Source organism: uncultured Pigmentiphaga sp. (assembly GCF_937950555.1).
Lineage (GTDB): Bacteria > Pseudomonadota > Gammaproteobacteria > Burkholderiales > Burkholderiaceae_B > Pigmentiphaga.
Genome location: NZ_CALFCW010000025.1, coordinates 1 through 26,596, shown reverse-complemented (window position 1 = coordinate 26,596; position 26,596 = coordinate 1). Strand labels below are relative to the sequence as shown.

The 26,596-nt window shown below is 64.2% G+C and carries 24 protein-coding genes; 15 read left to right on the top strand and 9 right to left on the bottom strand.

Annotated elements, in window-relative coordinates; all coding sequences use genetic code 11:
* Positions 1–58: 58 nt before the first annotated feature.
* On the top strand, positions 59–838 hold the full coding sequence (locus tag Q0319_RS06345) for a GntR family transcriptional regulator (RefSeq protein ID WP_296466452.1): 780 nt from the start codon (positions 59–61) through the stop codon (positions 836–838).
* Here Q0319_RS06345 and Q0319_RS06340 read toward each other — a convergent pair.
* Positions 822–1,646 carry a PfkB family carbohydrate kinase gene (locus Q0319_RS06340; protein ID WP_299451465.1) on the bottom strand — a complete coding sequence of 275 codons (825 nt, stop codon included), beginning with the start codon at positions 1,644–1,646 and terminating at the stop codon, positions 822–824. The two genes, Q0319_RS06345 and Q0319_RS06340, sit on opposite strands and share 17 nt — an antisense overlap.
* 218 nt (positions 1,647–1,864) lie before the next feature.
* On the opposite strand from Q0319_RS06340, the gene Q0319_RS06335 reads away from it, so the two are divergent.
* Positions 1,865–2,008, top strand: a complete 144-nt coding sequence (locus tag Q0319_RS06335; RefSeq protein ID WP_296466457.1) for a hypothetical protein — start codon at positions 1,865–1,867, stop codon at positions 2,006–2,008.
* A gap of 36 nt (positions 2,009–2,044) precedes the next feature.
* Here Q0319_RS06335 and Q0319_RS06330 read toward each other — a convergent pair whose 3' ends face one another.
* A complete protein-coding gene (locus Q0319_RS06330) occupies positions 2,045–2,947 on the bottom strand; it encodes a LysR family transcriptional regulator (RefSeq protein WP_296466460.1) in 903 nt (300 codons plus the stop codon).
* A 138-nt stretch (positions 2,948–3,085) separates the two neighbouring features.
* Between Q0319_RS06330 and Q0319_RS06325 the strand changes: the two genes are divergently transcribed.
* The 5 genes from Q0319_RS06325 (at position 3,086) to Q0319_RS06305 (ending at position 6,642) form a co-directional block, all read left to right on the top strand.
* Positions 3,086–4,357 (top strand): aromatic ring-hydroxylating dioxygenase subunit alpha, encoded by a 1,272-nt coding sequence (locus Q0319_RS06325; protein WP_299451464.1) that lies wholly within the window; start codon positions 3,086–3,088, stop codon positions 4,355–4,357.
* A 69-nt stretch (positions 4,358–4,426) separates the two neighbouring features.
* The gene (locus tag Q0319_RS06320; protein WP_299451463.1) at positions 4,427–4,900 is read left to right on the top strand and encodes an aromatic-ring-hydroxylating dioxygenase subunit beta; all 474 of its coding nucleotides are present in this window, start codon (positions 4,427–4,429) and stop codon (positions 4,898–4,900) included.
* 7 nt (positions 4,901–4,907) lie between these two features.
* Positions 4,908–5,219 carry a non-heme iron oxygenase ferredoxin subunit gene (locus Q0319_RS06315; RefSeq protein ID WP_296470357.1) on the top strand — a complete coding sequence of 104 codons (312 nt, stop codon included), beginning with the start codon at positions 4,908–4,910 and terminating at the stop codon, positions 5,217–5,219.
* Positions 5,220–5,291: 72 nt separating this feature from the next.
* Positions 5,292–5,669 carry a chorismate mutase gene (locus Q0319_RS06310; RefSeq protein ID WP_296470359.1) on the top strand — a complete coding sequence of 126 codons (378 nt, stop codon included), beginning with the start codon at positions 5,292–5,294 and terminating at the stop codon, positions 5,667–5,669.
* Positions 5,670–5,727: 58 nt separating this feature from the next.
* Positions 5,728–6,642, top strand: coding sequence for a tripartite tricarboxylate transporter substrate binding protein (locus Q0319_RS06305; RefSeq protein WP_296470366.1), 915 nt, complete (start codon positions 5,728–5,730; stop codon positions 6,640–6,642).
* A gap of 99 nt (positions 6,643–6,741) precedes the next feature.
* Here the strand turns inward: Q0319_RS06305 and Q0319_RS06300 are convergent, their stop codons facing one another.
* Complete coding sequence (locus Q0319_RS06300; protein WP_296470363.1) at positions 6,742–7,716, bottom strand: tripartite tricarboxylate transporter substrate binding protein; 975 nt, start codon at positions 7,714–7,716, stop codon at positions 6,742–6,744.
* A 132-nt stretch (positions 7,717–7,848) separates the two neighbouring features.
* Here Q0319_RS06300 and Q0319_RS06295 point away from each other — a divergent pair, with 132 nt between their 5' ends.
* Both Q0319_RS06295 and Q0319_RS06290 read left to right on the top strand, forming a co-directional pair.
* Positions 7,849–9,405: a bifunctional 3-(3-hydroxy-phenyl)propionate/3-hydroxycinnamic acid hydroxylase gene (locus Q0319_RS06295; RefSeq protein ID WP_299451462.1), complete on the top strand. Its 1,557-nt coding sequence runs from the start codon at positions 7,849–7,851 to the stop codon at positions 9,403–9,405.
* Positions 9,406–9,408: 3 nt separating this feature from the next.
* Positions 9,409–10,167, top strand: coding sequence for an IclR family transcriptional regulator (locus tag Q0319_RS06290; protein ID WP_299451461.1), 759 nt, complete (start codon positions 9,409–9,411; stop codon positions 10,165–10,167).
* A gap of 83 nt (positions 10,168–10,250) precedes the next feature.
* On the opposite strand, the gene tcuB is transcribed toward Q0319_RS06290, so the two are convergent.
* From tcuB to Q0319_RS06270, 4 genes are all read right to left on the bottom strand, one after another.
* Complete coding sequence (gene tcuB / locus Q0319_RS06285) at positions 10,251–11,462, bottom strand: tricarballylate utilization 4Fe-4S protein TcuB (protein ID WP_299451460.1); 1,212 nt, start codon at positions 11,460–11,462, stop codon at positions 10,251–10,253.
* Positions 11,459–12,862: an FAD-dependent tricarballylate dehydrogenase TcuA gene (gene tcuA, locus Q0319_RS06280; RefSeq protein WP_296467464.1), complete on the bottom strand. Its 1,404-nt coding sequence runs from the start codon at positions 12,860–12,862 to the stop codon at positions 11,459–11,461. Before tcuA ends, tcuB begins: the two co-directional genes overlap by 4 nt.
* A 210-nt stretch (positions 12,863–13,072) precedes the next feature.
* Positions 13,073–14,866, bottom strand: coding sequence for a serine hydrolase domain-containing protein (locus Q0319_RS06275; RefSeq protein ID WP_299451484.1), 1,794 nt, complete (start codon positions 14,864–14,866; stop codon positions 13,073–13,075).
* A gap of 293 nt (positions 14,867–15,159) precedes the next feature.
* Positions 15,160–16,086: a LysR family transcriptional regulator gene (locus Q0319_RS06270; protein WP_296467469.1), complete on the bottom strand. Its 927-nt coding sequence runs from the start codon at positions 16,084–16,086 to the stop codon at positions 15,160–15,162.
* A gap of 219 nt (positions 16,087–16,305) precedes the next feature.
* Here Q0319_RS06270 and acnB point away from each other — a divergent pair, with 219 nt between their 5' ends.
* A complete protein-coding gene (acnB, locus tag Q0319_RS06265; RefSeq protein WP_296467473.1) occupies positions 16,306–18,891 on the top strand; it encodes a bifunctional aconitate hydratase 2/2-methylisocitrate dehydratase in 2,586 nt (861 codons plus the stop codon).
* A 184-nt stretch (positions 18,892–19,075) separates the two neighbouring features.
* Here the strand turns inward: acnB and Q0319_RS06260 are convergent, their stop codons facing one another.
* A complete protein-coding gene (locus tag Q0319_RS06260; protein ID WP_299451459.1) occupies positions 19,076–20,233 on the bottom strand; it encodes an FAD-dependent monooxygenase in 1,158 nt (385 codons plus the stop codon).
* A gap of 351 nt (positions 20,234–20,584) precedes the next feature.
* Between Q0319_RS06260 and Q0319_RS06255 the strand changes: the two genes are divergently transcribed.
* Genes Q0319_RS06255 through Q0319_RS06245 form a run of 3 tightly spaced genes read left to right on the top strand, consistent with a single transcriptional unit; the run spans position 20,585 to position 23,803 of the window.
* Positions 20,585–21,418: a VOC family protein gene (locus Q0319_RS06255; protein ID WP_296467476.1), complete on the top strand. Its 834-nt coding sequence runs from the start codon at positions 20,585–20,587 to the stop codon at positions 21,416–21,418.
* Positions 21,419–21,425: 7 nt separating this feature from the next.
* Entirely contained in the window at positions 21,426–22,187 is a 762-nt protein-coding gene (locus tag Q0319_RS06250) for an IclR family transcriptional regulator C-terminal domain-containing protein (RefSeq protein WP_296467481.1), read from the top strand.
* Between the two features lie 5 nt (positions 22,188–22,192).
* Entirely contained in the window at positions 22,193–23,803 is a 1,611-nt protein-coding gene (locus Q0319_RS06245) for a bifunctional 3-(3-hydroxy-phenyl)propionate/3-hydroxycinnamic acid hydroxylase (RefSeq protein ID WP_299451458.1), read from the top strand.
* Positions 23,804–23,844: 41 nt separating this feature from the next.
* Here Q0319_RS06245 and Q0319_RS06240 read toward each other — a convergent pair whose 3' ends face one another.
* Complete coding sequence (locus Q0319_RS06240) at positions 23,845–24,591, bottom strand: DUF481 domain-containing protein (RefSeq protein ID WP_296467487.1); 747 nt, start codon at positions 24,589–24,591, stop codon at positions 23,845–23,847.
* 290 nt (positions 24,592–24,881) lie between these two features.
* Between Q0319_RS06240 and Q0319_RS06235 the strand changes: the two genes are divergently transcribed.
* Together Q0319_RS06235 and Q0319_RS06230 are read left to right on the top strand one after the other, a co-directional pair.
* The gene (locus Q0319_RS06235; protein ID WP_296470471.1) at positions 24,882–25,736 is read left to right on the top strand and encodes a mechanosensitive ion channel family protein; all 855 of its coding nucleotides are present in this window, start codon (positions 24,882–24,884) and stop codon (positions 25,734–25,736) included.
* A gap of 40 nt (positions 25,737–25,776) precedes the next feature.
* Positions 25,777–26,596, top strand: an 820-nt coding sequence (locus Q0319_RS06230) for an FAD-dependent oxidoreductase (protein ID WP_299451457.1), incomplete at its 3' end; no start/stop codon positions are given.

Sequence of the window (26,596 nt, the reverse complement as noted above, 5' to 3'; positions counted from 1 at the left end):
TTGCAAGAAGCGTCACAATATTCTCTCTGAACCTGCCCGACCATTTATGCCCGAGCCCGTGCGTGAGTCCGCTTCCGGCGATCCGGTGTTGGAACTGTTGCTGTCGCGCCTGCGGCTGCACGACGCCGTCACCACCCCGTACTACATTCAATTGCAACGGCAGATTCAGGCCTTGATCGATGCGGGCGAGTTGCGGCCCGGGAGCGGGCTGCCCTCTGAACGCGTGTTGGCGCAGGCGCTCAATATCAGCCGCACGACGGTCAAGCGGTGCTACGACGCGCTGCGTGAGGCGCAGACACTCGCAAGCTCCCAGGGCAGGGGGGGCACGGTGGTCAAGGCCGCGCCGCGGGTCTCGCCGGCGATGCAGCGCCTGCGTGGATTCACGGAAGAAATGCGGGAGCTCGGGCTCGAGCCTTCAACCCGGGTGCTGGAGTGTGCCGTGGTCCAGGACCGTACGGTGGCGTCCATTTTCGGCAGGGTATCGAACGCCGAATTCTTCAAGCTCGTGCGGGTGCGGCTGGCCGACGGCGTGCCGATGTCGCGCGAAGTGGCGTGGTACGACCTGGCAGTGGCACCCGCCTTGGCCGGTTGGGACGGGCAGGGATCCGCCTACGCGTACCTGCACGAGCACTGCGGCATCGAGCTGGCGTGGGCGGACCAGTCGGTCGAGGCGGTGCTCAGCTCAGCGGAAGAGGCCGGCGTCTTCGGCTTTGCCGAGCCGTCCCCGTGCCTGCTGCTCAAGCGCCGTTCGCATTCCGTGGACAACGTGCTCGTCGAGTATGTGGAAGGGACGTTCCGCGGCGACGCCTATGCGTATCGCCTCAGGCTGCAGGTTTGAGCCATGCATCGAGCTCTTCCCTGCGAGGCAGGGAAGAAAGTATGCCTGGTCGGGCAATGGACAGCGCGGCGCAGACATTGCCCATCCTTAGGGCGGCCGTCATGGGTTCACCGCGTCCCAAGGCCAGGCATAGCCCGGCGCTGAATGCATCGCCCGCGCCTATCGTCTTTACCGGCTCGACGGCCAGCGGCGGGGCGAGGTGCATCGTGCCGTCCCGGTGGCAGGCAAGGCTACCCTGGGCACCTAGCGTGACGACCAGCACATCGGCGCAGTCTAGGAAGCCGGGTGGCACGGACTGCCATGGGGAAGGGTTGAGGACAGTCGTTGCGCCCCGCGAACGGGCCATTTCCAGCGTGAAGCGTACGGTATGGGGTGGAATTTCCCATTGTGCATACACCAGGGAGGCGGCAGCAATGGCCGGTTCTGCCCCGGCGACCTCGCGGGGGCTGAGGGCTGCGTTGGCACCGCCGTGCACGACGATCTGGTTGTCGCCGGCGGCGTCGATGAATCCCGCGCCGTGGCCTGAGGGCATGGCAAGCCGGTGGACATAGCGCTGATGCAACCCCTCTTGCTGCAGCTGCAGCAGCAGCGAATCGGCCGGCGCGTCGTTTCCCACGGCGAGGATGAGATCGACGGCTGCGCCCAGGCGATGGCAGCCGACCGCGACGCTCAATCCTTTGCCTGCAGGCTCCGACGAAAACGCCGCGGCCTGCAGCGTCTCGCCGCGACGTGGCAGCCGTTCCACGCGCCAGCAGCAGGCCTGCATGAAGCTTCCGAGTACCGCGATGCGAGGGGATGCGTCGCTCATGTCGTGATCCATAGGTAGCGCGCGAACCGGTTTCAAGCGCTCGCCTTCCCGGAGGCCTGGGGCCGTTTCTTGCGACATGGTAATGCGCCTTTCGCGCGCCCTTTCCCATGAAACGGCCACCGACGCTAATTACCGCCTTGCCGGATAGTAACCCTTGGGCGGCTTCAAGACCTGCTTGCTCACCTAGACTGAAGCAACTCAATCTAGGAGGTGCACTCATGACGACATTCTTGGTTTTCGGCGGCGTGCTGGTGGCGATCGTGGGCTTTATCTACCTGCTGGTCAAGGTGTCCATGCTTTTCAACCGCGGCGACAAAGATAGTCACAAACCTGCGGCACAAGCGAGCAACCAGCGGGATTGAAAGAAGCGTCGAGGCGAAGTCATCCACCGCCGAGCATCAGTCCGCGAACACGTCGAAGATGAGCGTGCGCAGCCACTGGTTCGACGGTTCGCGGTGAAACTTGGCGTGCCAGAATAAATTGATGCTGATCCTGGGCAGGGCCACCGGGTGGCTTACCGCCTTGAGGCTGAACGGCTTTAGGCATTCCGCGGCATAGCGTTCCGGGACTGTGGCGATCATGTCGGTCGATTGCAGGATGTGGCCGACCGCCACGAAATGCGGGACCGTGAGCCGGATGTTGCGTTCGATCCCTTTTTTCCTCATGAAGTCATCGACCAGTCCGTGCCCGGTGCCGGCCGACACCGCCACCACGTGGTCGGCCTTGCAGAAGGCCTCTAGTGTCAGCTTGCGGCCGTCGAGCGGATGGCCGCGCCGGAACATGCACACGTATTGCTGGGTGAACAACCGCCGCTGGAAAAAACCGGTCTTGAGCTGCGGCAATAGGCCGATGGCTAGGTCCACGTGCCCCAATTCCATCTCGTCTCGCAAGTTGACGGCCGTATTGCGCACGGTGTTGATCGAGATGCCCGGCGCCAGGCGTGCGGTGCGCTCTATCAGTCGTGGCAGGAAGTAGATTTCGCCGATGTCGGTCATCCCTATGGTGAAGGTACGTTTGCTGGTGGCCGGGTCGAAGGTGCTACGGAAGTTGAGCGTGTCGCGAATGGCACCGAGCGCATCGGCGATGGGCCCGGCCAGCTGGCGCGCATATGGCGTCGGTTCCATGCCGCGCGTGGTGCGTAGGAAAAGGTCGTCCCCCAGCAATTTTCGGAGTCGGTTCAGGGCGTTGCTGACTGCAGGCTGCGTCAGCCCGAGCTTTTCGGCAGCGGCGGAGACCTTGCGCTCCATGAGCAACTGATGGAAGACCACGAGCAGGTTGAGGTCGATGTCTTTCAGTTCCATGGTCCGCACCATTCACGGCAGTGATTATTAATATTCACTGCATTCTATATATAAACAAGCGCTTGCTTCCTATACTCGTCCCGTCGAGAACGACTATGCCAAAGACGGAGACACGTCGCCATCAGGAAGGAGGCAAGCATGGGGGTTACAACTGTCTTCCCTCGCGAACTCGAATGGATAGACAGCGGCTCCAGCCGCATCCCGTTCTGGGCCTATACCGACGAATCGCTTTACAAGAAAGAGCTGGAGCGCTTTTTTTATTCCGGACACTGGAACTACGTAGGCCTCGAGGCCGAAGTCCCCAACCCCGGTGACTTCAAGCGCACGGCAATCGGCGAACGGTCCGTCATCATGACCCGCGCCGAAGATGGGGCCATCCACGTGATCGAAAACGTTTGCGCGCATCGCGGCGTGCAGTTCATGAGGGAGCGCAGCGGCAACCGCAAGGAGCTCGTGTGTCCCTACCACCAGTGGAGCTACACGCTGGCGGGCGACCTGCAGGGCGTGCCTTTCCGGCGGGGCGTCAAACAGGGCGGGAGGGTCAACGGCGGCATGCCGGCGGATTTCCAGACCTCGGACCACAACTTGAACAAGCTCAAGGTCGCGACGCGCGGCGGCGTGGTATTCGCTTCCTTCGACCACGACGTCCCGTCCTTCGAGGAATTCCTCGGGCCCGTGATCCTGGGCTATTTCGACCGCCTGTTCAACGGACGCAAGCTCAAGCTGCTGGGATACAACCGACAGCGCATTCCTGGCAACTGGAAGTTGATGCAGGAGAACATCAAGGATCCCTATCACCCGGGCCTGCTTCACACCTGGTTCGTTACCTACGGGCTATGGCGGGCGGACAACAAGTCCGAGTTGAAGATGGACGAGCAGTTCCGGCACGCGGCAATGATTTCCACGCGCGGCTCGGAACGCGTGAAGTCCGAGGTCACGGCCGGCGTCACGAGCTTCAAGGAATCGATGGAAATCAACGACAAGCGCCTGCTCGACATCGTGCATGAACCCTGGTGGGGAGAGCCGACCGCCGTGATGATGACCATCTTCCCGAGCCTCATCATTCAGCAGCAAGTCAACAGCGTTTCGACCCGGCACATACAGCCCAATGGACACGGCTCATTCGATTTCGTGTGGACCCATTTCGCGTTCGAAGATGACACGCCGGAGATGATCCAGCGGCGGCTCCTGCAGGCCAACTTGTTCGGCCCGGCCGGGTTCGTCTCGGCCGACGACGGCGAGGTGGTCGAGTTCTCGCAGCGGGGCTTCGAGCAGAAACCCTATCACCGGGCGCTCGCAGAGTTGGGTGGCAGGGGGGTCGAGAATACCGATCACATGGTCACGGAAACATTGATCCGCGGCATGTACGACTACTGGCGCCGGGTCATGGGGTTCGCGCCTGATCGGTAACGGATGGAGACAGGCACGCTCGATGGTCTGCCACCGATGCCAGGCGGCCCGATGCAGTGGAGGAATGCAATGGAAACGACGGATGCGTTGCTGGACGTAGCTAGGCTACATGCCGACTATGCTGCCGTGCTGGACACGGGGCGTTGGAACGAGTGGCCGGAATTTTTCCTGGACGAATGCGAATACAAGATCCAACCGCGGGAAAACTTTGACCGGGGACTGCCCCTCGCGACGCTTTACCTCGTCAGCAAGGCGATGCTGAAGGATCGGGTATACGGCATTACCGAGACACTGTTCCATGATCCATACTATCAGCGTCATGTGTGCGGACTTCCGCGCATCCTTAAGCATGTTGGCGACGTGCTGGAGGTCGAGGCGAACTACGCCGTGTTCCGGACGAAGCCGACGGGGGAATCGACGGTTTTCAACGTGGGGCGCTACATCGATCGCATCCGCCGAACAACAGGCGGCTTGAAGTTCGAGTCGCGGACTTGCGTCTTCGATACCGAGTTGATTCCCAATTCTTTGATTTATCCAATTTGAGGTGCTTATGGCTGATTGGATCGACGTGGCCGCCATCGACGACCTTCCCGAGGAAGAAGTGATCGGTGTGCAGGTGGCGGGCAAGGACGTGGCACTCTATAACGTGGAGGGCGAGTATTACGCCACCGATAATTTCTGTACGCACGGGCGGGCGCGCCTGTGTGACGGCTACCTGGAAGGATATGAAATCGAATGCCCCTTGCACCAGGGCAAGTTTGACGTGCGCAGCGGCAAGGCCCTGTGTGCGCCGCTGACTGAGGATGTCAAGACGTATCCGCTCAAGGTAGAGGGTGGGCGGATTTGGCTGCAGCTCGGCTAGCCGTCGTAGAACGCTACAAGAACATATAAGAACGAGGCACGCGCCGTGCCGTGCCGGCGACAGGAGACGAACATGCGCGAACCCGATCCCGACGGCCGTCCGCTGCGGGCCTATAAAGATCCATCGTACAAGCCTCTGTGCAAATCCTTGGCCGAAGTGCGCGCCAACATCGATCGGCTGGACGACGAAATCGTGGCCTTGCTCGCGCAGCGGGCGATGTACGTGAAGGATGCGGCCCGGTTCAAGAAGGACGCTTTCCAGGTAAGTGCGCCGGCTCGCCAGGCGGAGGTGTTTGCCAAGGTGCGCGCCTTGGCCACTCGTCACAACCGGGGCTTCGAAGGATTGGAGGACGTCGTCGAGGCGGCCTACCGGGCACTGGTCGCGGCATTCATCGCCGCCGAGCAGCAATATCACGACGACATGACCAGCACGGAGGATGGAGATGCGTAAAACATGGAGAGCCGTTGCGGTGAGCGGGCTGGCGGCCGCGGCCTGCCTATTGCCCGCCATGGCCCAGTCGCAAGCCTGGCCAGCGCAGCCGCTGAAGGTCATCGTGCCTTTCGGGCCCGGCTCCAGCCCGGACCAGGTCGCGAGGGTCGTAGGGGACAAGCTGGGGGTGTTGCTTGGCCAGGCTGTCGTAGTAGAGAATCGTCCCGGCGCGAGCGGCAACATCGGCACGAACGCCATCGCCAAAGCCGTACCCGACGGGTACACCTTCGGCGTCTCGATCACCGGACCGTTGGTCAACAACACCGTTTTGTTCGACTCGCTGCCTTACGATCCGGCCAAGGATTTATCACCGCTCACCTTGGCGGTGCATCAACCGAATGTGCTGGTCGTCCCTGCTTCTTCCGGCATCGGCAGCGTCGCGCAATTGCTCGAAGCGCTCAAGAAGGACTCGAACCGCTTCAACTTTCCCTCCACCGGCGCCGGGACGGTTTCTCACCTGTCGGTGGAGCTGATGCTGCAACGGATCGGAGCCTCTGCCGTCCACGCGCCCTACCCGTCTTCTCCCGCAGCGCTCACCTCGCTGCTGTCCGGCGACACCCAGTTCGCCGCGCTGCCGCCCATTGCCGTCATGCCCATGGTCAGGGACGGCAGGCTCAAGGCGCTGGCCGTCACCTCATCCAAGCGTTCGGCGCTGCTTCCCGATATCCCGACGCTGGGCGAAGCCGGCGTGCCGGGCATAGAGGGGTCGGCCTGGATAGGCTTTGTTGCGCCGGCCAAGGTTCCCGCAGAGATCCAGAAGAGACTCTCCGACGCGCTCATCGCGGCGCTCAAAGACCCGGACGTTGCGAGGAAGCTCCAAGCGCAATACATGGAGCCGGCCGCCACGACGCCGCAGGCGTTCCGGCGCTACATGGACGACGAACTCCAGCGGTGGGCGCCGCTCATCAAGAAGCTGGGATTGAAAGGGCAGTAAGGTCCGCTAGCCGCCAGGCCTGCCCCGAAGGCGCAGCCAGCTTGATCCGGGCGGGGCGCGGCGCATTCGTCGCCGGCCCGTCTTCATCAATAGCGTGCGTTAATCCAGCTTGACGTTGGCCTTGCGCACGACTGCGCCCCACATCGCGCGGTCGGCCTCGATGAAGGCGGCGAATTCCTCCGGGGTATTGCCTTTTAGCTCGCCGCCATAGGAACGCCACTTCGCTTCGAGCTCGGGCGATTGCGCGGCCTTGCGCATTGCTTCGCTCAGCTTTTCGACGATCTCCTTCGGTGTGCCGGCGGGCGCCAGCAAGCCTTGCCAGGCAATGGGCTCGAAATCCGAAATGCCCGATTCCGCGAACGTGGGCACGTCCGGAAAAGTGGGGTGCCGCTGTTTTCCAGTGATCGCCAGCAATTTCAGCTTGCCCGCGCGTATGTTGCCGGCCGCGGCGGGCAGGCCGTCGAACATCAACTGTATCTGCCCGGCCAGGAGGTCCGCGTACGGGCTGTTGCTGTTGTAGGGCACCAGGTTGAGTTTGACGTCGGCACTAAAGCCGAACCATACGCCGGACAGGTGGGAGTAGCTGCCCGGCCCCTGGCTCGCGACGTGGACTGCATCCGGGCTGGATTTCAGGAGGTTCAGGAGTTCCGTTAGGTTCTTGGCCGGCAGCTTGGGCGTCGCGATGAGGCCGGTGTTCAGGATCCCCAGCAGGCTGACGGGCGTGAAATCCTTGGCTGCGTCGAAGGGCAGCTTGGAGTAGAGGTGGGGCAACACCGATAGCGTGCTGGTGGTGCCGATGTAGAGGGAATAGCCGTCGGGCGTGGCGCGGGCAGCGGCCTCCGTGCCGATGATGCCCGACGCGCCCGGCCGGTTATCCACAAAGACGGTTTGCCCGAGGATCTTGGTCAGTTCTGCAGCGATTTCGCGGGCGTTGGCGTCGGGGCCGGTGCCGGCGGCAAACGGCGCAATGATGCGTACGGCGCGGGAGGGGTAGGTCTCGGCATGTGCCTGTGGCGCCGCGAGCCCGAACCCAAGGGCGGAGAGTGCGACGAGACTGCGGACGAGAGCGTTCATAGAAGTCTCCAAAGTCTTGGGTAGAAACCTATTTTTTTATGTTCGTATTATCAAATTACAAGAATAATAGTACATTAGATACCATAAAATGAAGAAGTATCAATAGAATTATTTCTTTGAGAGAAAATTTGCATGGAAATGAGGCATGGCGGTCCTGAGCATGCGCTGTCCGGCGCTGCTTCGTCCGACTCCGTCGCCGATGTCGCCATCGTCGGCTATGGGCCTGTGGGAGCAATGTTGGGCAACCTGTTGGGGCTGGCGGGCTTGTCCGTACTGGTGTTCGACAAAGACCCGACCATCTATCCGTTGCCCCGGGCCATACATTTCGATGGCGAGGTCATGCGCATCTTCCAGAGCGCCGGCTTAAAGGATGCGGTGTCGGCCGTTGCCCGGCCGGGCACTCAGGGCATGCATTTCGTCAATGCGGAAGGGCGCACGCTGCTGATACGAGGCGGGACCGCGGAGCTCGGTCCGCATGGCTGCGCCAACAACTACTATTTCCATCAGCCCGAGCTCGAACGCGTGCTGCGCGACGGCGTGGCGAGGTTTTCCAATGTGAAGGTCTGTCTCGGCTGCGAGGTCACCGAGCTGACGGAAGGGCCCGACTGGGTGGAGGTGGCATACCGTGGCAGCGGGGGCTCGCGGTTGGGCGTGGTGCGGGCGCGCTATGTCATTGGATGCGACGGTGCCCGGTCGACGGTGCGCAAGGCCATGGGCACCCGGATGGAAGACCTCGGGCTCCATCAGCCCTGGCTGGTGTTCGACGCAATCCTGAAGGACGAAAACCTGCCCCTGCCGGGGCACACTGTCCAGTACTGCGACCCAGCGCGGCCCATGACGTACTGCAATGTGGTCGGCCCCCGGCGGCGTTGGGAGATCATGGTCATGCCGGGCGACGACCCGGCCGAGCTCGTCCGCGCGGAAACGATCTGGCGGTTGGTCGCGCGCTGGATCAAGCCTGAGCAGGCCGAGCTCGAGCGCGCCGTGGTGTACACCTTCCACTCGGTGCTGGCGCACGGATGGCGCAAGGGACGGCTGTTGCTGGCGGGAGATGCAGCCCACCAGACCCCGCCCTTCCTCGGGCAAGGCATGTGCGCTGGCATGCGGGACGTCGCGAATCTTGCGTGGAAGCTCGAGGCGGTGTTGCGCGGCCGAGCCGCGGCTGATCTTCTGGACAGCTATGAGTCCGAGCGCGCGCCGCATGTGCGGGCGTTCGTCGAGTTGGCCGTGCGGCTCGGCGCCATTATCCAGATCACCGATCCAGAAGCCGCACGCGAGCGCGACCGGCGCTTCGAGGCAGGGGGGCCGGAAATATTCGAGTTTCCGTCCCCGCGTCTGGGGCCAGGGCTCCAGGGGGCTGAGCCACCGCCGGCGGGGCTGCCGTTTCCGCAGCCGCGGCTTGAAGATGGGCGATGGCTGGATGAAGTGTTGGGCAATCGCTTGGCGGTCATCGGCGTGCCGGATGTGATACACGGCGTTGGGGAGGACGCCCAGCATCGCTGGAAAAGCCTGGATGCCGTGGTGCTCGACCGTCCGGACCGTACACTAGCAGACTGGCTCGATGCTCATCGTGCGCGGGCCATGGTGCTTCGCCCCGATCGCTACGTGATGGGGGTGGCTCAAACTTCCGATGAACTCGAGCGCATCACGGCCCGACTCCCCGCGGCCGGGGTGACACTGCCCCAATGACGCATGGAAGAAAAATCCGCCACCAGCCTGGAGCGCATGCTCCGGGTGCTGGATCTCTTTGACGAAGACAACCTGACCCGCTCCGCCGAAGAGATCGCTTCGCTGCTGGACGTATCCCTGCCCACCGGGTATCGCTACGTCAAGACGCTCGTGGAATCGGGGTTGTTGCAACGCGCGGCGGACTCCCGTTATGCCTTGGGGCCGCGGATCGTGGTGCTGGACTACTACATCCGCCGGGCAGATCCGCTGTTGAGAGTGGCGATTCCGTACATGGTCGACCTGGTTGAGCGGACGGGGTTCGATTGCGTGACCTCAGCCTGGTTCGGCTCGCAGATCCTCGACACGCATCGAGAGATGGGCAAGGCGCCGGCCACGCTCGCTTACGGGCGCGGACGGCCTCGCCCGCTATTTAGCGGCGGAGCGCCCAAGGTCATCCTGGCCTCGTTCCCTCCCGCGCAATTGCGCAGACTCTTCGACGCCCATCGCGACGAGATCGCGCGAGCCGGACTTCCCACCGAGTGGCCCGCTTTCCGCAAGTATTACGCCGCCATCCGGCGCGCGGGGCACTACGTCTCGCGGGGGGAGTTGGAGCCCCAGCTGGCCGCCGTTGCCGCGCCGGTTCCCAAGGCCGACGGGGGCGTGTGGGGCGCGTTGTCCGTCGTAATCGACATGCCGCGCCTGGAAGTGGTGGACGTGCCTCGCGTAGTGCAGCTGGTCAAGCAGGCAGCTGGCCGGATTGCGGAAGAGCTCGCGGCGGGATAGCCCGCCGCGGTAAGTGCGGTGAGGCCCACGCCCTCAGGCCGTTTGCCGGACCGGCCGCGTACGCGCGGTTGAAGCAGGGCGGCTCAGTCCGGAGTCAGCCGCGTGTTGCTGGGCTGACGCTTCTCGATGCTCCATTTGAGCAGGGCGGCGCACCGATAGACGCCATGCGCGAACTTGCCATAGGGCAGCGTGAGGAAAAGCGCCATCACCACGCCCAGGTGGATCGCCAGCAAGAAGCCCATGGCTCCGGTGTCGCGCGCGGCGAGCAGTACGAGGCCAGTCAGGCTGGTCAGGAACAGCAGGCAAATGAAGCCGCGGTCCATCGGGCGCTGGTCGGGGTCGCCGTGCAGCGGGTGGCGACGCAGGTTCAGCCACAAGAGGCCGGCCGGGCCGACCAACAGGCCGATGCCACCGACGATGCCGAGCAGCACGGGCAGGCTGGTCCACGGATACGGCGCAGGCAACCCCAGGGCGTAGTGATAGACGGTGGCCACGCACGTGGCGGCGAAGCACAGCATGAACCCGTAGAAAGTGAAATGGTGGAAGCGGCGGCGCGCGAGGGTGAACGCGTCGTCTTCCTCATTGCAGCCTTTGCCGTGGCCACCGTCCAGGTACTTCAGGCGCAAGGCGTCGTGCGCCGCTTCGGCTACCGCCGGAGCCGTGGCCGCCCCCGGCGACACGTTGCGCCAGAACCGGGCCACCCCTGCGCCGAGCGCGATGATGGCGAAGACGAAAACGGCGCCGAATAGCGTCACCAGCAGGTTGTGGGGGAAGATGGCGTAGAAATTGCCCGCGAGCGGCTCGTGCCAGAGCCCGCCGTTCATGGCGACGGCCAGCACCAGGAAGAGCGATAGCGCAAAGGCGGTCGCCAGCGCCACGGTGATGCCGTTGTGGCGGTATAGCCGGCCCAGGAAGCCCGGCCAGGCGTAATCGCCGTACGTCTGCACCCTGACCTTGGCCATGGCGCGCGGCACGTTGACGGCGAACTCGTTCGGCGGTGCATATTGGCATGCGTGCAGGCATGCGCCGCAGTTGTGGCATAAGTTGGCCAGGTAATGCACGTCGGCCTTCCCGAACTCCAGCCGACGCATCATGGCGGGGAACGTCGCGCAGAACCCTTCACAGTAGCGGCAGGCGTTGCATATCTGCAGGACGCGGGCCGCTTCGTTTTCGTCCGCGGTTAGCGCGGACGAACCGGGATGCGCGGCGGCGTCGGTGCGCCACTGTACGGGTGCGGCCTGCATGCCGGATGCCAGGGTTTGCGCATCGCGCGCGAGGTCCTCGAGCTGCTTCAAAGTTGTGCTCCGTGAGTGCGTTTCAATGCGGCTTCGGCGGCGCGCGTGCCGGCGATGCGGCCGAAGGCCGTACCGATGGACATGCCGACGCCGGCCGTATAGCCCTTGCCCAGCACGTTGCCGGACATCATTTCCCCGGCGCAGAACAGATTGGGGCTGGGGCGCCCGCCGAAATGCACGGCGGCGTTTTCATCAACCTTGGTGCCCAGGTAGGTGAAGGTGATGCCGGGGCGCAGCGGATAGGCGAAATAGGGCGGCGTGTCGATCGGTCGCGCCCAGTGGGTCTTGGCGGGCGTGATGCCTTCCGTATGGCAGTCGTCCATGATGGTATGGTCGAAATTCCCGACGCGGCAGGCCGCATTGAATTCCTGCACCGTCCGCACGAGGGCTGCTTCGTCCAAGCCCGTCTGGCGCGCCAGTTCGGGCAGGCTGTCGGCCTTGACGCCGGGAAACACCGGGGGCATGAATCGCCCGACCGCCTTGGCATCGATGATGGAATACGCGATCTGCCCAGGCTGGAATGCCACCAGCCTGCCCCATATCGCGTAGCGTTTGGGCCAGAAGTCCTCGCCCTCGTCGTAGAAGCGCTGTGCCTCGCGGTTGACGACGATGCCAAGCGAGACGCAGTCGATGCGGGTGCAGATGCCTCCGTCGTAGAGCGGTGCCCGGGCGTCGATGGCGACGCAATGCGACTGGGTCGGATCGCCGATCATGTCGGCGCCGGCCTCGATCATGAACTTCAGCAGGGTACCCTGGTTGTAGCGCGTGCCCCGGATCAGGAAATTGTCCGCGGGCCATTCGCCCCGTTCGTTCTGGCCCCAGACTTCGCGCAGCCACTGCAGGTTCGACTCGAAGCCGCCGCACGCCATCACACAGGCCCGCGCGGGAATGCGTTCGTTTTCGGTCAACGCCGCGACGAATCGGTCGCCGTCGAGCTCGAGTGCGTGCACCGGCGTGTTGTAGCGGATGTGTACGCCCAGGCGCTCGGCGCTGCGGTAATAGGCGTTGACGAGCGCCCGGCCCCCGCCCATGAAGAAGGCATTGGTGCGGGCGATGTGCAGCGTGCCTGAAAGCGCCGGCTGGAAATTCACGCCGTGCTTGCGCATCCAGCCCCGGCAGGTGGAGGTGTGCCGGATGACCATGCGGGCGAGTTTTTCGTCAGTGATGCCGCCCGTGACCTTGAGCAGGTCTTGCCAGAACTCTTCTTCAGGGTAGCTGTCGACCAGCACGTCTTCCGGGCCGTCGTGCATGCAGCGCAGGTTGCGCGTGTGCTGCGAGTTGCCTCCGCGCCATTCCCTCGGGGCGGCTTCCAGCAACATGACGCTGGCGCCGGCTTCGCGGGCCATCAAGGCAGCACATAGAGCGGCGTTGCCGCCGCCGATTACCAGGACATCGATCATTCCGCCTTCCTATCAGTGTGTGCGCCACTGTAAGGCGAACGGAGACGGGCACGCTAGGCAGTGGCCCGGCAACGGGTATTCACGAATCGTGAATGGGGCGCGCTATCGTGTCCGTCATGGTTGCAGCCGGTAGTGCCGCGCTAGGTCGGCACGGCCGCATTCCCGAAGGCCGCCCGCGGCTCAGTGGTGTCACCGCGGGCTTGGCGGTGGTCAGGCCTCAGCCAGCTGCCGAAATAGCGACGACCCCACGCGCAGTTGCGGCGCACCGTCTGCCGTTTCCATTTCGATCTCGACCAGGTCGCGGCCGTGATTCACCGGAACCTGTATCGTCATCCTGGCCCGGTCGTCGCTGTCGGGTAGCAGGAGCTGCGTGTTGTTCCAGAGCAGGTATCCAGGGAGGTCCGGCAGCTCGCCCAGGATGACGACGTCGTTTTCGAAGACGCGCGCCAGGGAGTCGGGCGATTCGTTGACCAGCTGCCAGCGCGTGCCCAGGCGGGCCTGCCAGGCGTCGGGCAGCGGCGCCTCGCGGGGAGGCAGGCGTTGGCCGATGGGCATGGACGAGCGGTAGTGTCCGTATCCAGCCGTCGTGCGTTGGATGAGGTACAGCTTATCGTCGACGGTTTGCCATCGATAGCTGCTTTGCGGCACGGCATCGTTCCACCACCAGCCGTCCGTGCGCAGGGTCAGCCCTTGGGCGAGAGGCTGCCAGGCACCGTTCCCCCACTGCAGGATGTCGATGGCGCCGGCTTCCGTGGCCTGTACTTTGATCGGTGCCTCGTGGTTGGCGTAGATGCCGGCGACGCTTCCGGCATCTACGGATTCTGATACGGCCGGCGGTATGCCGACAAGCGCGGGTGGCACCGAAGGAATGGCGCGCACCGCCGCCAAGGCGCGCAGCAGCACGCCTTCCGCGATGCGCAGCGCCCCGTAGGCGGGGCCCGAGCCGGCGATCATCAGTGCCATATGGTGATCGGGCAGCACGAAGAATTCGCTCGAAAACAGGAAGGTGCCGCCGTTCTTCTGCCAAGCCTTGACGCCTACGGCCTCGAGGCCGGGATGATGCGTCGCGTCCCAGCCGAGGCCCCAGCGCCATTCGGGGCACGGATTGATGCGCAGGTTCTTGGTTTGGTCCGTGCCCATCTCCAGGATGGCCTCGCGAGAGACCAGGCGCCTGCCTTGGTGGACACCTAGGTTCAGGAACATTGCCGCGAGGCGCATCATGTCGCCGGGCGTGGAGGCGAGCCCGCCGGTGGCGTAGGCCGACACGAATTCCTGGGGCATGCGCTCGCCTTTATAGACCGCATGTACGTAGCTGCCTTCGGGGAAGGGCTGGACCGGATAGGCCGAGTTGCGCATGCCCAGGGGCTCGAGAATCTCGCGTTGCACGAACTCCGCAAAGGGCAGCCCGGAGACTTCGGCGACCAGGTTTTCCACCATGGTGAAGCCGTCGTTGCAATAGACCGCCAGCTCTCCGGGCAGGTGCTTGAGATGGAAGTGGGCCAGGCCTTCCAGCGTGTCGCGTGCGTAACCTTCGATCGGACCGAACGCGAAAATGTTGCGCCAGTTGGTGCCCGGCAGCCCCGAGGTGTGGCTGATGAGGTGGCGCACCGTGATCCGATCGAATTCCGGCGAAAGCATGCGGTAGTCGGGCAGGTACCGCACGATGGGCGCATCCAGTTCCAACATGCCCCGATCGCAAAGCATCATCGCGGCGAGCGCGCCTACCACCTTGCTGACCGAGCCGATGTTGAAGCGGGTATCCACGGTGGCGGGCTTCTGCCCTTCGGGGTCTGCAATCCCGAAGGCCTCTTGCCAGATGACGCCCTCGCTCGTCAGCAATGCGACCGAGACCGCGCTGGCCTCCCCGCTTTGCAGGACTTGCCCGATGGCGCCGCGGCCCCATTGGATGGCTTCGGCCAGATTGTCGGCAGTGGGGAGTGGGTCGCCGCTGCCTCCGCAGCCGGACAGGATGTGAAGCAGCGCGCCTGCCCCGGCCAGCTGCATCACCTGCCGCCGCCGCGGCGATCGTAGCGCAGGGCGGGCGTCAAAGCTTTCGAAGGGGTGCCCAGGAGGAGGGCAATCTGGATTCGAGGAGCGCGCGCGCATCACCATTGTCCTCACGGATGGGAATATCGTGCGCCGATTCTATCCACGGCTCATCCGCATCTCCATCATGTTTGGGCCATCGGCCCAGCTTTGCCAAGCGAACGGCTGCGAGGCCTTGTGGTGCGCGATCAACAGCGAATGCGAGCGCTTAGTTCGCGTGGGTGCGCCACGGCCTTCGCGAAGTCGCAGGCCTAGGGTTCGCAAAGCCTGGCCCCGGGCCACTGTCCGTCTCGCGCCAGTGAGCGCATGAGGTCGGTGAGGACGACCCGGGCGGCGAGGGCGGCGGGCGAGAGTTCGTCGTCCGAGACGCTGGTGACGACGTTGCGGCGATGCAGGTAGGGGTCGTCGAGCGGATAGAGGCAGAGTTCGTCGTGCAGGCGGCCCGCCGCCACGCCGGGTTGGATCGTCGCGATCTCTTGGGCAAGGACAATGTCCATCAGCGTGGTCAGGCCGTCGATTTCCAGCGTGATGGCCGGTTCGACCCCGGCCCGGTCGAAGGCGGCATCCACGAGGATGCGCAGGCCGTGGTTCTTGCTGGGCATGGCCAGCGGAAGGCGAGCGGCTTCGGCCACGGTCATGGGCTGCGCGGGCTGGCGGTCAGGCACGACGCCGGGGCGGGCCACGACGAACAGCTTTTCGTCGAGCAGCGGCATGACGCTCCAATGACGCCCGCTCTCTGTCTGGAAGAGGACGGCCAGGTCCAGCAACCGGGCATTGAGCATGCTGGCAAGATGGCCGGAGAGGCTTTCTACCAGGTGCAGCCGCACGTCGGGGTAGCGTTCCTGCATGGCGGCAACGAAAGGGCGCGCCAGGAGCGAAGCCGTAGACGGGGCGAAGCCTACGCTCACCGCTCCGGAGAGCCGCGCTTCACGCGCCGCGACCGCGGCCTGGTCGGCGTGTCGCAGTGCCATCTGTGCTTGGCGCCAGAATGCCAGTCCTGCATCGGTGGGTATGACGCCGGTGGCGGTGCGCTGCAGGAGCCGCGTCGCGAGCTCCCCTTCCAGGCGGCTGATCTGCTGGCTGAGGGCGGACGGCACCAGTCCCAGTTCGCGGGCGGCCCGTCCTATGCTGCCCAATTCGACGACCCGGACGAAGTAGCGGAGTTGGCGGAGTTCCATGAGCCTAAGGGCGAAACGGTGCGGTCGTTGCGCCGCGTCGGCCCGGCACGACGAGCTTGTTTTCAGTGATACGCAGGCATCGTAGCAACAAACGGCCGTGGCCGGGGAGGGTGGGTGCCGTATGTCTTATATAAGATATAAGACAGTTGCGCCGGTTTCCCGCTGGTCCTACAATCCCCGCCGTATCGCCCTTAATCCCTCCAAACCGGGACACCTTCAATGCTTGAATCCTACCGTCAACACGTCGCCGAGCGTGCCGCGCTTGGCATTCCTCCGCTGCCGCTTTCGGCCCAACAAACCGCTGACCTGATCGAGCTGCTCAAGAACCCGCCCAAGGGTGAAGAGCAGGCGCTCCTCGATCTGTTGACCAACCGCGTCCCGGCGGGCGTGGACGATGCCGCCAAGGTCAAGGCTTCGTACCTGGCTGCCGTCGCCCTGGGCAAGGAAGTCTGTCCGCTCATCGATCGCGCCAAGGCCACGGAACTGCTCGGCACCATGCTGGGGGGCTACAACATCAGCGCGCTGATCGAACTGCTGGACGATCCCCAGGTTGGGGGCATCGCTGCCGACGGCCTGAAGAAAACCCTGTTGATGTTCGACGCCTTCCACGACGTCAAGGAAAAGGCCGACCAGGGCAATGCCAACGCCAAGGCCGTGCTGCAAAGCTGGGCCGAGGCCGAGTGGTTCACCAGCCGTCCGGAAGTCCCGGAAAGCCTGACGATCACCGTGTTCAAGGTGCCCGGCGAGACCAATACCGACGACCTCTCTCCCGCCCCTGACGCGTGGAGCCGCCCCGACATCCCGCTGCACGCCCTGGCCATGCTCAAGAACCCGCGCCCGGGCATCGAGCCGGATGAGCCGGGCAAGGTTGGCCCGATCAAGCAGCTGATGGCCCTGAAGGAAAAAGGCCACCTGGTCGCTTATGTGGGCGACGTGGTGGGTACCGGTTCCTCGCGTAAGTCGGCCACGAACTCCGTGCTGTGGTGGACGGGGGAAGACATTCCCTTCGTCCCGAACAAGCGTTTCGGCGGCGTCTGCCTGGGCGGGAAGATCGCCCCGATCTTCTACAACACGATGGAAGACGCGGGCGCACTGCCGATCGAATTGGACGTCTCCAAGATGGAGATGGGCGACGTCATCGAGCTGCGCCCCTATGAGGGCAAGGCCCTCAAGAACGGCGAAGTCATCGCCGAGTTCGAGCTCAAGTCCGAAGTCTTGCTCGACGAAGTGCGCGCCGGCGGCCGCATTCCCCTGATCATCGGCCGCGGCCTGACCGCCAAGGCGCGCGAAGCGCTGGGCCTGCCGCCTTCCACGCTGTTCCGCCTGCCCAAGAACCCGGCCGACACCGGCAAGGGCTATACGCTGGCCCAGAAGATCGTCGGCCGTGCTTGCGGCCTGCCGGAAGGCAAGGGCATCCGCCCGGGTACCTATTGCGAGCCGCGCATGACCTCGGTGGGCAGCCAGGACACCACCGGCCCCATGACGCGCGACGAGCTCAAGGACCTGGCCTGCCTGGGCTTCTCGGCTGACCTGGTGATGCAGTCGTTCTGCCACACCGCCGCCTATCCCAAGCCCGTGGACGTCAAGACCCACCATACGCTGCCCGCCTTCATCAGCACCCGGGGAGGCATCTCGCTGCGTCCCGGCGACGGCGTGATCCACTCCTGGCTGAACCGCATGCTGCTGCCCGATACCGTGGGCACCGGCGGCGACTCGCACACCCGCTTCCCCATCGGCATCAGCTTCCCGGCCGGTTCGGGCCTGGTCGCCTTCGCCGCTGCCACCGGCGTCATGCCGCTCGACATGCCGGAATCGGTGCTCGTCCGCTTCAAGGGCAAGCTGCAGCCCGGCGTCACCCTGCGTGACCTGGTCAACGCCATTCCGTACTACGCCATCAAGCAAGGCTTGCTGACGGTGGAGAAGAAGGGCAAGAAGAACATCTTCTCGGGCCGCATCCTCGAGATCGAAGGCCTGCCCGACCTGAAGGTGGAACAGGCATTCGAACTGTCCGACGCTTCGGCCGAACGTTCGGCCGCCGGCTGCACGGTGCGCCTGAACAAGGAGCCGATCATCGAATACATCAACAGCAACATCACGCTGCTGAAGTGGATGATCGCCAACGGCTACCAGGACGCCCGGTCCATCGCCCGCCGCATCAAGGCGATGGAAGCCTGGCTGGCCGATCCGAAGCTGCTGGAGCCGGATGCGGATGCGGAATACGCCGCCGTGATCGAGATCGACCTGGCCGATGTGACCGAACCGTTGGTCGCCTGCCCGAACGATCCGGACGACGTCAAGCCGCTGTCGGAAGTCGCCGGCGCCAAGATCGACGAAGTGTTCATCGGCAGCTGCATGACCAACATCGGGCACTTCCGCGCAGCCTCCAAGCTGCTGGAAGGCAAGCGCGACATCCCGGTCAAGCTGTGGGTCGCGCCTCCCACCAAGATGGACCAGAAGCAACTGACCGAAGAAGGCCACTACGGCGTGCTCGGCACGGCCGGGGCCCGCATGGAAATGCCGGGCTGCTCGCTGTGCATGGGTAACCAGGCACAGGTGCGCGAAGGCGCGACCGTCATGTCGACCAGCACGCGGAACTTCCCCAACCGTCTGGGCAAGAACACCAACGTGTACCTGGGCTCGGCGGAACTGGCCGCCATTTGCTCGCGCCTGGGCCGTATCCCGACCAAGGAAGAGTACATGGCAGAAGCCGGTGTCCTGGCCGACCACGAGAAGTCGATCTATCGCTACATGAACTTCGACCAGATCGAAGATTTCAAGGCGGTTGCCGACTCGGTCAGCGTCTGAGTGACGGCGGATTACGGGGAGCCGGCAGTGGCTCCCCGTAGTTCCCAAGGAGAGACCTTCGGCCTACCGTCCGAGGGTTTTTTTTCGGTTCATCGAGGGATACGCGTGTCGTTTGTTGCTGGCGCAGGGGACGCGTTTTCATGGGCAGCCGTACGCTGGATGTGGCGTGTACCCAACGCACGCATCAGCAAGTGAACGAATCGAGTATGCGATCGGCCGTGCTGATGCGGCCATCCAGGTTTTTCGAATATTCGATCCTGGCGGCAGCCAGATCTGCTTCAGAGCGGACGGACTGCTCGATGTTCATCCATTCGCAGGCAAAGGTATATACGAACGCGTTGCGCGCAAAGCGGGTCTCGGCATAGGCGCGGAGCCGGTCGTGAATACTACCGGAGTCGGATGCTACGAATTGGGCGAGCACATAGGCATCTTCAACAGCCATGGCCGCGCCGGCGGTCAAGTGCGGCGGAACGACGTGAGCCGCGTCGCCTCCCATGACCACCCTTCCTCGATGCCAGGGATACGGGACGATGAAAGGCTCCAACGCGCCGTATACTATCGGGCTTTTCGGCGTCAGGCTTTTGGCGATGTCCATGACGTAGGAGCCGAATTGCTCTAGCCGTTCCTTTAACAGTAAGTGCATGGCGTCCGCGGGAAAATGCTCGGACGGGTTTTCCGGCCGAATGTTGAATAGATACATCTTGTCCCGGCCTATCGGAATAGCGCCTGCCTTGCCGCGTATGCCTTGCAGGAACTCCATGCCGGTAACGTATCTCGGGCGGTCGACCTGGACGCGCCACGCACCGATACCGCAGGGGCGCGGACCGAACAGGTCACCCACGATGTACCGACGCGCGGTCGAACGTATTCCGTCAAAGGCCGCAACGAGATCGTATTCCCCGAACGTGCCGTCGCTGAAGCTGATTTCGGTGCCGTGTTCACCTCCGAATGAAACCACTTCGGCACCCATGTGAAATTCGACACCCAGCGTCTCCGCTCTTCTGCAGAGAATCCTGTGTAGATCTGCCCGCGGCAGAGCACAGAATGCGGGAAGTCCGTTTCCCCCCATCTGAAATCGGTGTTCGGCAATGAGCACCCGGTTAGGGTCGAAAGTGGACATGTGGTCATAGCAAAACCCGGTATCGAGGATCTCCTCCAAGACGCCTAGTCGCCGATAGACCCGCAGTGCGCATGCCGGTTGGCCGAGGCCGACGCCAGGGACGTTGAAGTCCCGGCGTTTTTCCAGCAGTTCGACTTTCTTGCCTTGGGATGCAAAGACGATCGCTGCGGACAGTCCGCCGATCCCTCCCCCTATAACCAGAACTTTGTCGATGCGTGTCATAAGCGCTGCCTCGATCTCGGACGCTAAATAGATGTGTCAGTCAGGTCCGCGGCGGTGTCGTTGCGGTTCGATCGGCCAGAAACGGCGTGAAGCCGAAAATCGCACTAACATTGCGGAGCCAAGATAAGTATTTATGTAATTGATTTGAGTAAGTAATTTTCTCATAGTTCTTGCGCTTTTTGGCAAGTCGCCACTGCGATCCAAGCTAGCGCGGCCAGCGACATGAACTCTTTGCTTCACTCGGGCGAACGGATCCCGGTTTTGTCTCAATATATGAGAAATTGCATTGACGCTGCGCGCGTCAGCGACGATAGTTCGACCACACAATCACAAGTCGATCGGGAAGACATCATGGAATTGGGTGCATCGCTGCATCATCTGCATTTGACTTCGCCGGATCCACAGCGGCTGGCGGATTTCTATGCCCGTACGCACGGCCTGCAGACCGTTGCCAAGGGTGAGCGCTGGGTGTGTGCGGCACCGGGGCGCACGCTGGTGTTGTCCGCCGGTCCGGCCAATGCATTGGCCTACGCGGCTTTCGGCTTTGCCGACGCGGATCGCTGGCAGGCCTTCCGCGCCAAGGCGCAGGGGCGGGCGACGGAGCCGGTGCCCGCGTTGCCGGTTGCGTGCGAGGATGCGCTCGCGGCGCGCGATCCCGACGGCAACCTGGTCGTGTTCATGTTGCGCCCGGGCGTGCCGGCAGGCGTGCCTGCCCGCGATGAATTGCCTGCCGCGCACCTGCAACATTTCGCGCTGCGCACCACGGATCCGGCGGCCATGCTGGCGTTCTATGAAGGCGAACTGGGCTTTACGCTCTCCGACCGTGTGCAGGATGGCGAGGGCACGCTGCGTGCATGTTTTTTGCGCACCGAACATCTCCACCATGCGCTGGCGCTGTTCCGTGCCCCCAAGCCGGGCTTCGATCACCAGTCGTTCGAAACCACGGGTTGGAACGAGATGAAGACGTGGGGCGATCACATGGCGGCGGTCAAGGAGACCATTGTCTGGGGCATCGGCCGCCACGGCCCGGGCGATGACGTGTTCTTCATGGTGCGTGATCCCGATGGCAACCTGGCCGAGATCTCGGCGGAGATCGAGGTGTGCGCGCCAGACCGGCCAGTGGGCATCTGGCCCCACGAGGAGCGCACGCTGAACGTGTGGGGCAAGGCGATCATGCGGGATTGAGGCGCGCATGTCCGCCCGCCTGCTGCGCATCCTCGCTTCCTTCGATCTGAGCCGGCCGGTGCGTAAGCCGGCGGAGCTCATGGCCGAGCTCGGCGTGTCGCGCGCGAGCATTTACCGCGACTTGAAAGCCTTGGAGGAGGCGGGCCTGCTCGAACGGGTGGCCGACAGGGGATATGCGCTCGGTCCGCTGATCGTGGAGCTGGATCGCCAGATTCGCTTGGCGGACCCGCTGCTGCAGGCATCCGGATCGCTGCTGCGCAAGCTCGCCGTCGATACGGGAGGGGTCGTGCTGCTGTGCCGGGTGCACGGCGACAAGGTCCTGTGCATCCACCAGGAGGCGCCGGCCGAGCCGGTTAGCCAGGTGAGTTACGAGCGCGGTCGCGCCATGCCGCTATACCGGGGCGCGACTTCGAAAGTCATTCTGGCACACCTGCCACGCGTGGAGTTGGAGCGCCTCTGGCGGCGGGACCGCGCCGCGATCGTCGAGGCGGGCTTTCCTGCGAATTTTTCCGGTTTCCTGGCCGAACTGGAGCCCTTGAGGGAGGCCAAGGCCTGCGTCACGCACAGTGAAGTGGATCCGGGGATGGCGGGGCTTGCCGTCGCCTTGCTCGATGGCACGCGCGTGCTCGGGAGCCTCAGCGTCGTCATACCCGTCGCCAAGTTGCCGGCAGGACGCCGCAACGCGGTGCTCTCCAAAGTGTTTTCTGCCGCCTCGTCCATCGAATCCGCCCTGGAGAACGAACGCCTCCGGGCTCGAAGCAAACGATAGGAATCATGCACGCATCTTCTCATTATCCGGTCATCGTCCTCGGTGCCGGCCCGACTGGCTTGACGCTTGCGAATCTACTCGGGGTGTATGGCGTACGCACGCTGCTGCTCGAGCGCAACGCCTCCACGGTGGACGAACCGCGCGCCGTGTCGATCGACGACGAAAGCCTGCGTACCGCGCAGGCCGCCGGGCTGATCGACGAGATTCTTCCTACCATCGTGCAAGGCTACGGCGTGCACTATTACTCCTGGTCGGGACGGCAGTTCGCGCGCATCGAGCCCCAATCGACGGAGTATGGCTACCCCAAGCGAAATGCGTTCAGGCAGCCCGTGCTGGCCAGGCAGCTATGTGCCGGGCTGCAGCGCTTCCCGCACGTGGACGCGTTGTTTCGGCACGAATTGCGGCAGTTCACGCAGGAGCAGGACAAGGTCGTGCTCGACGTCGAGCACGACGGCAAGCGCGTCGTGCTGAGCTGCGATTGGCTGGTCGCGTGCGACGGCGGCCGCAGCGGCGTGCGCGAGCAGCTTGGCATCGCCATGTCGGGCAATACCTTCGCCGAGAAGTGGCTGATCGTCGACATGCTGGATCGCACTGCGCCGTTCCGCCACACTCGCACCTACTGCGATCCGGTCCGTCCCGCGATACGCTTGCCCGGCCCGAACGGCACGGTGCGGTACGAGTTCATGCTCAAGGAAGGCGAGACGCCCGAGTATGTGCTCGATGAACAGCGCTTCCGCGCCTGGATCCGCGAACGGGAGCCTCTCGACGCTGAACTGCCCATCGCGCGCAAGGTGGTTTACACCTTCCATGCCCGGCTGGCGGAACGTTGGCGGCAGGGGCGAGTCTTGCTCGCGGGGGACGCGGCGCACCTGACGCCGCCGTTTGCGGGGCAGGGGATGAACAGTGGGATCCGTGACGTCACCAATCTCGCGTGGAAGCTGCAGGAAGTCGTGCATGGGAGGCTGGGCGCCGAGCTTCTCGACACCTATGAGGCCGAGCGCAAGCCGCACGCATGGGCGCTGATCAAGATGGCGTTGCTGATCGGGCGCTACATGCAGCCGAAATCCTTGCTCGGCGCCATGGCCGCGCAATGGGCGCTGAAGGCCTGCAGTCTTTATCCGCCGGCCCGGGACTACGTGCTGCAATTGAAGTTCAAGCCCAAGCCGCGCTTTGGCGAGGGCTTTTTCGTGCCCTGCCAGGCGCCCGATGCGGCGGTCAAGGCCGGTCAGTTGTTGCCGCAGCCCAAGGTGGAGCTACCCGGGGGACGCCGGCAATTGCTGGATGAAATACTGGGGCCTGGCTTTGCCTACGTGGGGTGGGTAGGGCAACCGCTTGCGCCGGAGGTCGAGTCGTTGGTTGCCGCGTTCGGCATGCGGCGGGTCGAGATCGTTCCGGCGCAGGATGATTTCCCTTGGCCGCTGCCGCCTGCTGAGGCCGGGCGCCTGCTCGTGCGCGATTGCGAGGGCGTGCTGCAGAAGGTGTTGGCCGAAGCGGGCGCGGACGCCTTGCTAGTGCGGCCCGACCGCTACGTCTTGGCGTTCCTGTCGCGTCGGGTGCAGGGCGATGTCGCGCGATTGAGGGAGCTGTTCCGCCGGCACGGCGCAAAGATCGGATAAGCCTGGTCCGGTCGCCGCCGCGGGCGACCGGATCGCCCGCGTCAATCTCCGAACCGGTAGCCGATGTTGGTCAACAGCAGGGTGTCGGATTTCTTCACGCCGGGTTGCGGATTGCTCAGGTAGCGATTGGAGATCGTTACCTTCAGTTCGATTTTCTTCGTGATGGACGTCGTCAGGCCGGCGTCGAACTGGATGCGGTATTCGCCCCCGTCGCTCAAGTTGGGGTAGATGGCCAACCGCTGGTGCAGCGACGTGGTGTCGGAGATCATATGCGTGGATTCTTCGCCCAGCAGCCACTCCGTCGAGTTGCGGGTTTCGGAGGTGAAACGCTCATGGTTGTAAGTCAGGCCTGAGAACACGTCGAACACCGTTTTCTCGGTCTTGACGAAGTGGTGGCCGAGGCCTACCGCCGCCACGCCCCGGAAATCGAGTTCCTGCAGCTTGTCGTGCTCGATGTCGAGCGAGCCGAAACCGAAAATGCGATCGGTGACGTCACGGTCGTACTTCCCACCCAAGCGCAGCAGATTCGCGGTCTCGGAGCGGTCTCCGTTCTCTTTCTTCGTCCCGTAAAGGGCGGTGAGGGCGAAATTGAGCCGATCGCGCTCGGTCGCGCGTCCGGCGTTGGCCCCGAGGTTGATCGAAGTCGAGTCGGTGTTGCCCGATGCGACGCTGGCTCCAGCGCTGACCGAGCCACGCCATTGACCGTCCGGCTTCAGCGGCGCCTGGGCCCAAGCTGGGGCGGAGAGTAGGAGGGCGACGGGAATGAAGCGCTTGGCGTGGAGCAGCAAAGTTTTCTCCTTATATGACGGGCCGCAAGAGAGCCTGCGGCGGTTGCTTGAATGATGGATTGCCATCTGGGTGTGGCGGAGCGCACGGCCGGCTGGCGGCCAGGGTCCGGCAGAGGGTGCGTCGGGGACGCAGGGGCCGCGGGCACCGGACATCGTGCACGCGTGGGCGGGGCGCCGCAGCGGGGCGTGCCCTCGGGCGCCGGGGCGCCCAGACTGAACCATAACACTGCGCGTGGGGTTGACACCAACGTAGAATGGCGCCATTGCGCTTTGCGGATACGCTCGTTTCCATGGACGTCATTACTTCGGCCTGGGCCCGGTTCACCGCCTGGTTTCATGCATCCGACACGCCCGGCCAGCTCATACTGACCGTGGTGGTGTTGGCGTGCGCGACGCTCGCCACCCGCGCCGCTGTTCGCTACTACCGCGACAAAGGCTCGGGTTCCAAGGGCGAGCGGCGCACGGGCTACTTGACCGTGCGCAACGCCATCGCCATCGTCACGCTGCTCCTGCTGCTCTTCATCTGGGGCGGCCAACTCCGCCATTTCGCGTTGTCGGTCGCCGCGCTGGCGGCGGCCGTGGCGATCGCCAGCAAGGAGTACGTGATGAGCGCCCTCGGGTCGCTGATGCGCGCGACGCAGCGCACCTATTCGGTCGGCGACATCATCGAGATCAATGGCATGAAGGGCGAAGTGCTGACCATCGACCTGTTCACCACCACGCTTCTGGAGCAGGCGTCGTCAGGCTTGGTGACTGGGCGCGTCTGCCGTTTCCCCAACATGCTGTTGCTGCTCAATCCCGTGCGGATGATTTCCGCGATGGGCACGTTCGTCCTGGAAACCGTACGGGTGCCGATGGAGCCGAGCGACGATATCCCCGCCGCGCAAGCGCGGTTGCTGAAAGCCGGGCGCGCGGTGTGCGAACCGTGGCTGCAGCAGGCCAACATGCACTTTCGTCACATCGAGGGTGCGTATTTGATTGCGTTGCCCGATAGCGAGCCGCTGGTCGTCATCGAACCGGTCGATCCCAAGCGGCTCGACATCGTGCTCCGCTTTCCTTGCCCCAGCAATGAGCGCCTCAGCACCCGGCAGCAGATCCTGGGCCATTATTACCGCCAGCTCAGGGAGGAGGCTGCGAACGGTTGAGGCGGCGCTGTACACTGGCGCCACTATCGTCGCTCATGCCATGACTTCAGCTTCGTCCAACCACGCAGACATCGTCGTAGTCGGCACCGGCATCGCCGGCTTGGCCACGGCACTTGCGCTTGCTCGCCAGGGGCTGGCCGTGGCCCTGGTGGGGCCGCGCGCGCCGCTGCCCCCGCTCGAGCCCGATCGCTTCGACCCGCGCGTCTACGCCATCTCGCCCGCGAGCCGACAGCTGTTGGCGGAATTGGGCATCTGGGATGCCCTGCCGGCCAATCGCATCGCCGGCGTGCGGGCGATGGAAATCTTCGGCGACCGGCCCGCATGGGGCAGGCACCCCGGAAGGTTGGGCTTGTCTGCCTGGCAGGCTGGCAGCGACTACCTCGCATGGATCATGGAGTCGCGCGAGATCGAGCGTGTGCTGCGCCAGGCGGTGCAGTGGTCCGGGATACGTTGGGTGGCAGAGGCTTTCACCGGGGCCGAGCGTGGTCCCGACCGGTCCGGCTGGACGCTGCAGACGGCGGGGGGCACGACGCTGCATGCCCGCTTGGCGGTGGCGGCTGACGGCGCCGACTCGCGCCTGCGCGCGGCCGCGGGGTTGACGGTCGAGCGTTTCGATTACGGCGCGACCGGAGTGGTTGTACATTTGACGTCGGCGTTGCCGCACCAGGAGTGCGCCTGCCAGTGGTTCACGCCCGACGGCGTGTTGGCCCTGTTGCCCATGCCGGACACCGACGACGGGCACCAGGTGTCCATGGTCTGGTCCATGCCCCGCGCCCAGGCCGACGCCTTGCTGGCGCTGCCCGAGGAGGATCGGGCCGCGACGCTCGAGGCGCGCTTGGCCGCCGTCACGCGCGGGCGAT

What these genes read in the sequence shown, in the direction of transcription:
- Q0319_RS06290 (WP_299451461.1), top strand. Translation starts at nt 9,409, where the DNA reads ATGGAAGAAAAATCCGCCACCAGCCTGGAGCGCATGCTCCGGGTGCTG.
- Q0319_RS06235 (WP_296470471.1), top strand. Translation starts at nt 24,882, where the DNA reads ATGGACGTCATTACTTCGGCCTGGGCCCGGTTCACCGCCTGGTTTCAT.
- Q0319_RS06275 (WP_299451484.1), bottom strand. Translation starts at nt 14,866, where the DNA reads ATGCAGCTGGCCGGGGCAGGCGCGCTGCTTCACATCCTGTCCGGCTGC.
- Q0319_RS06270 (WP_296467469.1), bottom strand. Translation starts at nt 16,086, where the DNA reads ATGGAACTCCGCCAACTCCGCTACTTCGTCCGGGTCGTCGAATTGGGC.
- Q0319_RS06340 (WP_299451465.1), bottom strand. Translation starts at nt 1,646, where the DNA reads ATGAGCGACGCATCCCCTCGCATCGCGGTACTCGGAAGCTTCATGCAG.
- Q0319_RS06315 (WP_296470357.1), top strand. Translation starts at nt 4,908, where the DNA reads ATGGCTGATTGGATCGACGTGGCCGCCATCGACGACCTTCCCGAGGAA.
- Q0319_RS06335 (WP_296466457.1), top strand. Translation starts at nt 1,865, where the DNA reads ATGACGACATTCTTGGTTTTCGGCGGCGTGCTGGTGGCGATCGTGGGC.
- Q0319_RS06310 (WP_296470359.1), top strand. Translation starts at nt 5,292, where the DNA reads ATGCGCGAACCCGATCCCGACGGCCGTCCGCTGCGGGCCTATAAAGAT.
- Q0319_RS06325 (WP_299451464.1), top strand. Translation starts at nt 3,086, where the DNA reads ATGGGGGTTACAACTGTCTTCCCTCGCGAACTCGAATGGATAGACAGC.
- Q0319_RS06245 (WP_299451458.1), top strand. Translation starts at nt 22,193, where the DNA reads ATGCACGCATCTTCTCATTATCCGGTCATCGTCCTCGGTGCCGGCCCG.
- Q0319_RS06330 (WP_296466460.1), bottom strand. Translation starts at nt 2,947, where the DNA reads ATGGAACTGAAAGACATCGACCTCAACCTGCTCGTGGTCTTCCATCAG.
- Q0319_RS06255 (WP_296467476.1), top strand. Translation starts at nt 20,585, where the DNA reads ATGGAATTGGGTGCATCGCTGCATCATCTGCATTTGACTTCGCCGGAT.
- Q0319_RS06260 (WP_299451459.1), bottom strand. Translation starts at nt 20,233, where the DNA reads ATGACACGCATCGACAAAGTTCTGGTTATAGGGGGAGGGATCGGCGGA.
- Q0319_RS06320 (WP_299451463.1), top strand. Translation starts at nt 4,427, where the DNA reads ATGGAAACGACGGATGCGTTGCTGGACGTAGCTAGGCTACATGCCGAC.
- Q0319_RS06295 (WP_299451462.1), top strand. Translation starts at nt 7,849, where the DNA reads ATGGAAATGAGGCATGGCGGTCCTGAGCATGCGCTGTCCGGCGCTGCT.
- Q0319_RS06300 (WP_296470363.1), bottom strand. Translation starts at nt 7,716, where the DNA reads ATGAACGCTCTCGTCCGCAGTCTCGTCGCACTCTCCGCCCTTGGGTTC.
- Q0319_RS06305 (WP_296470366.1), top strand. Translation starts at nt 5,728, where the DNA reads ATGGCCCAGTCGCAAGCCTGGCCAGCGCAGCCGCTGAAGGTCATCGTG.
- Q0319_RS06250 (WP_296467481.1), top strand. Translation starts at nt 21,426, where the DNA reads ATGTCCGCCCGCCTGCTGCGCATCCTCGCTTCCTTCGATCTGAGCCGG.
- tcuA (WP_296467464.1), bottom strand. Translation starts at nt 12,862, where the DNA reads ATGATCGATGTCCTGGTAATCGGCGGCGGCAACGCCGCTCTATGTGCT.
- acnB (WP_296467473.1), top strand. Translation starts at nt 16,306, where the DNA reads ATGCTTGAATCCTACCGTCAACACGTCGCCGAGCGTGCCGCGCTTGGC.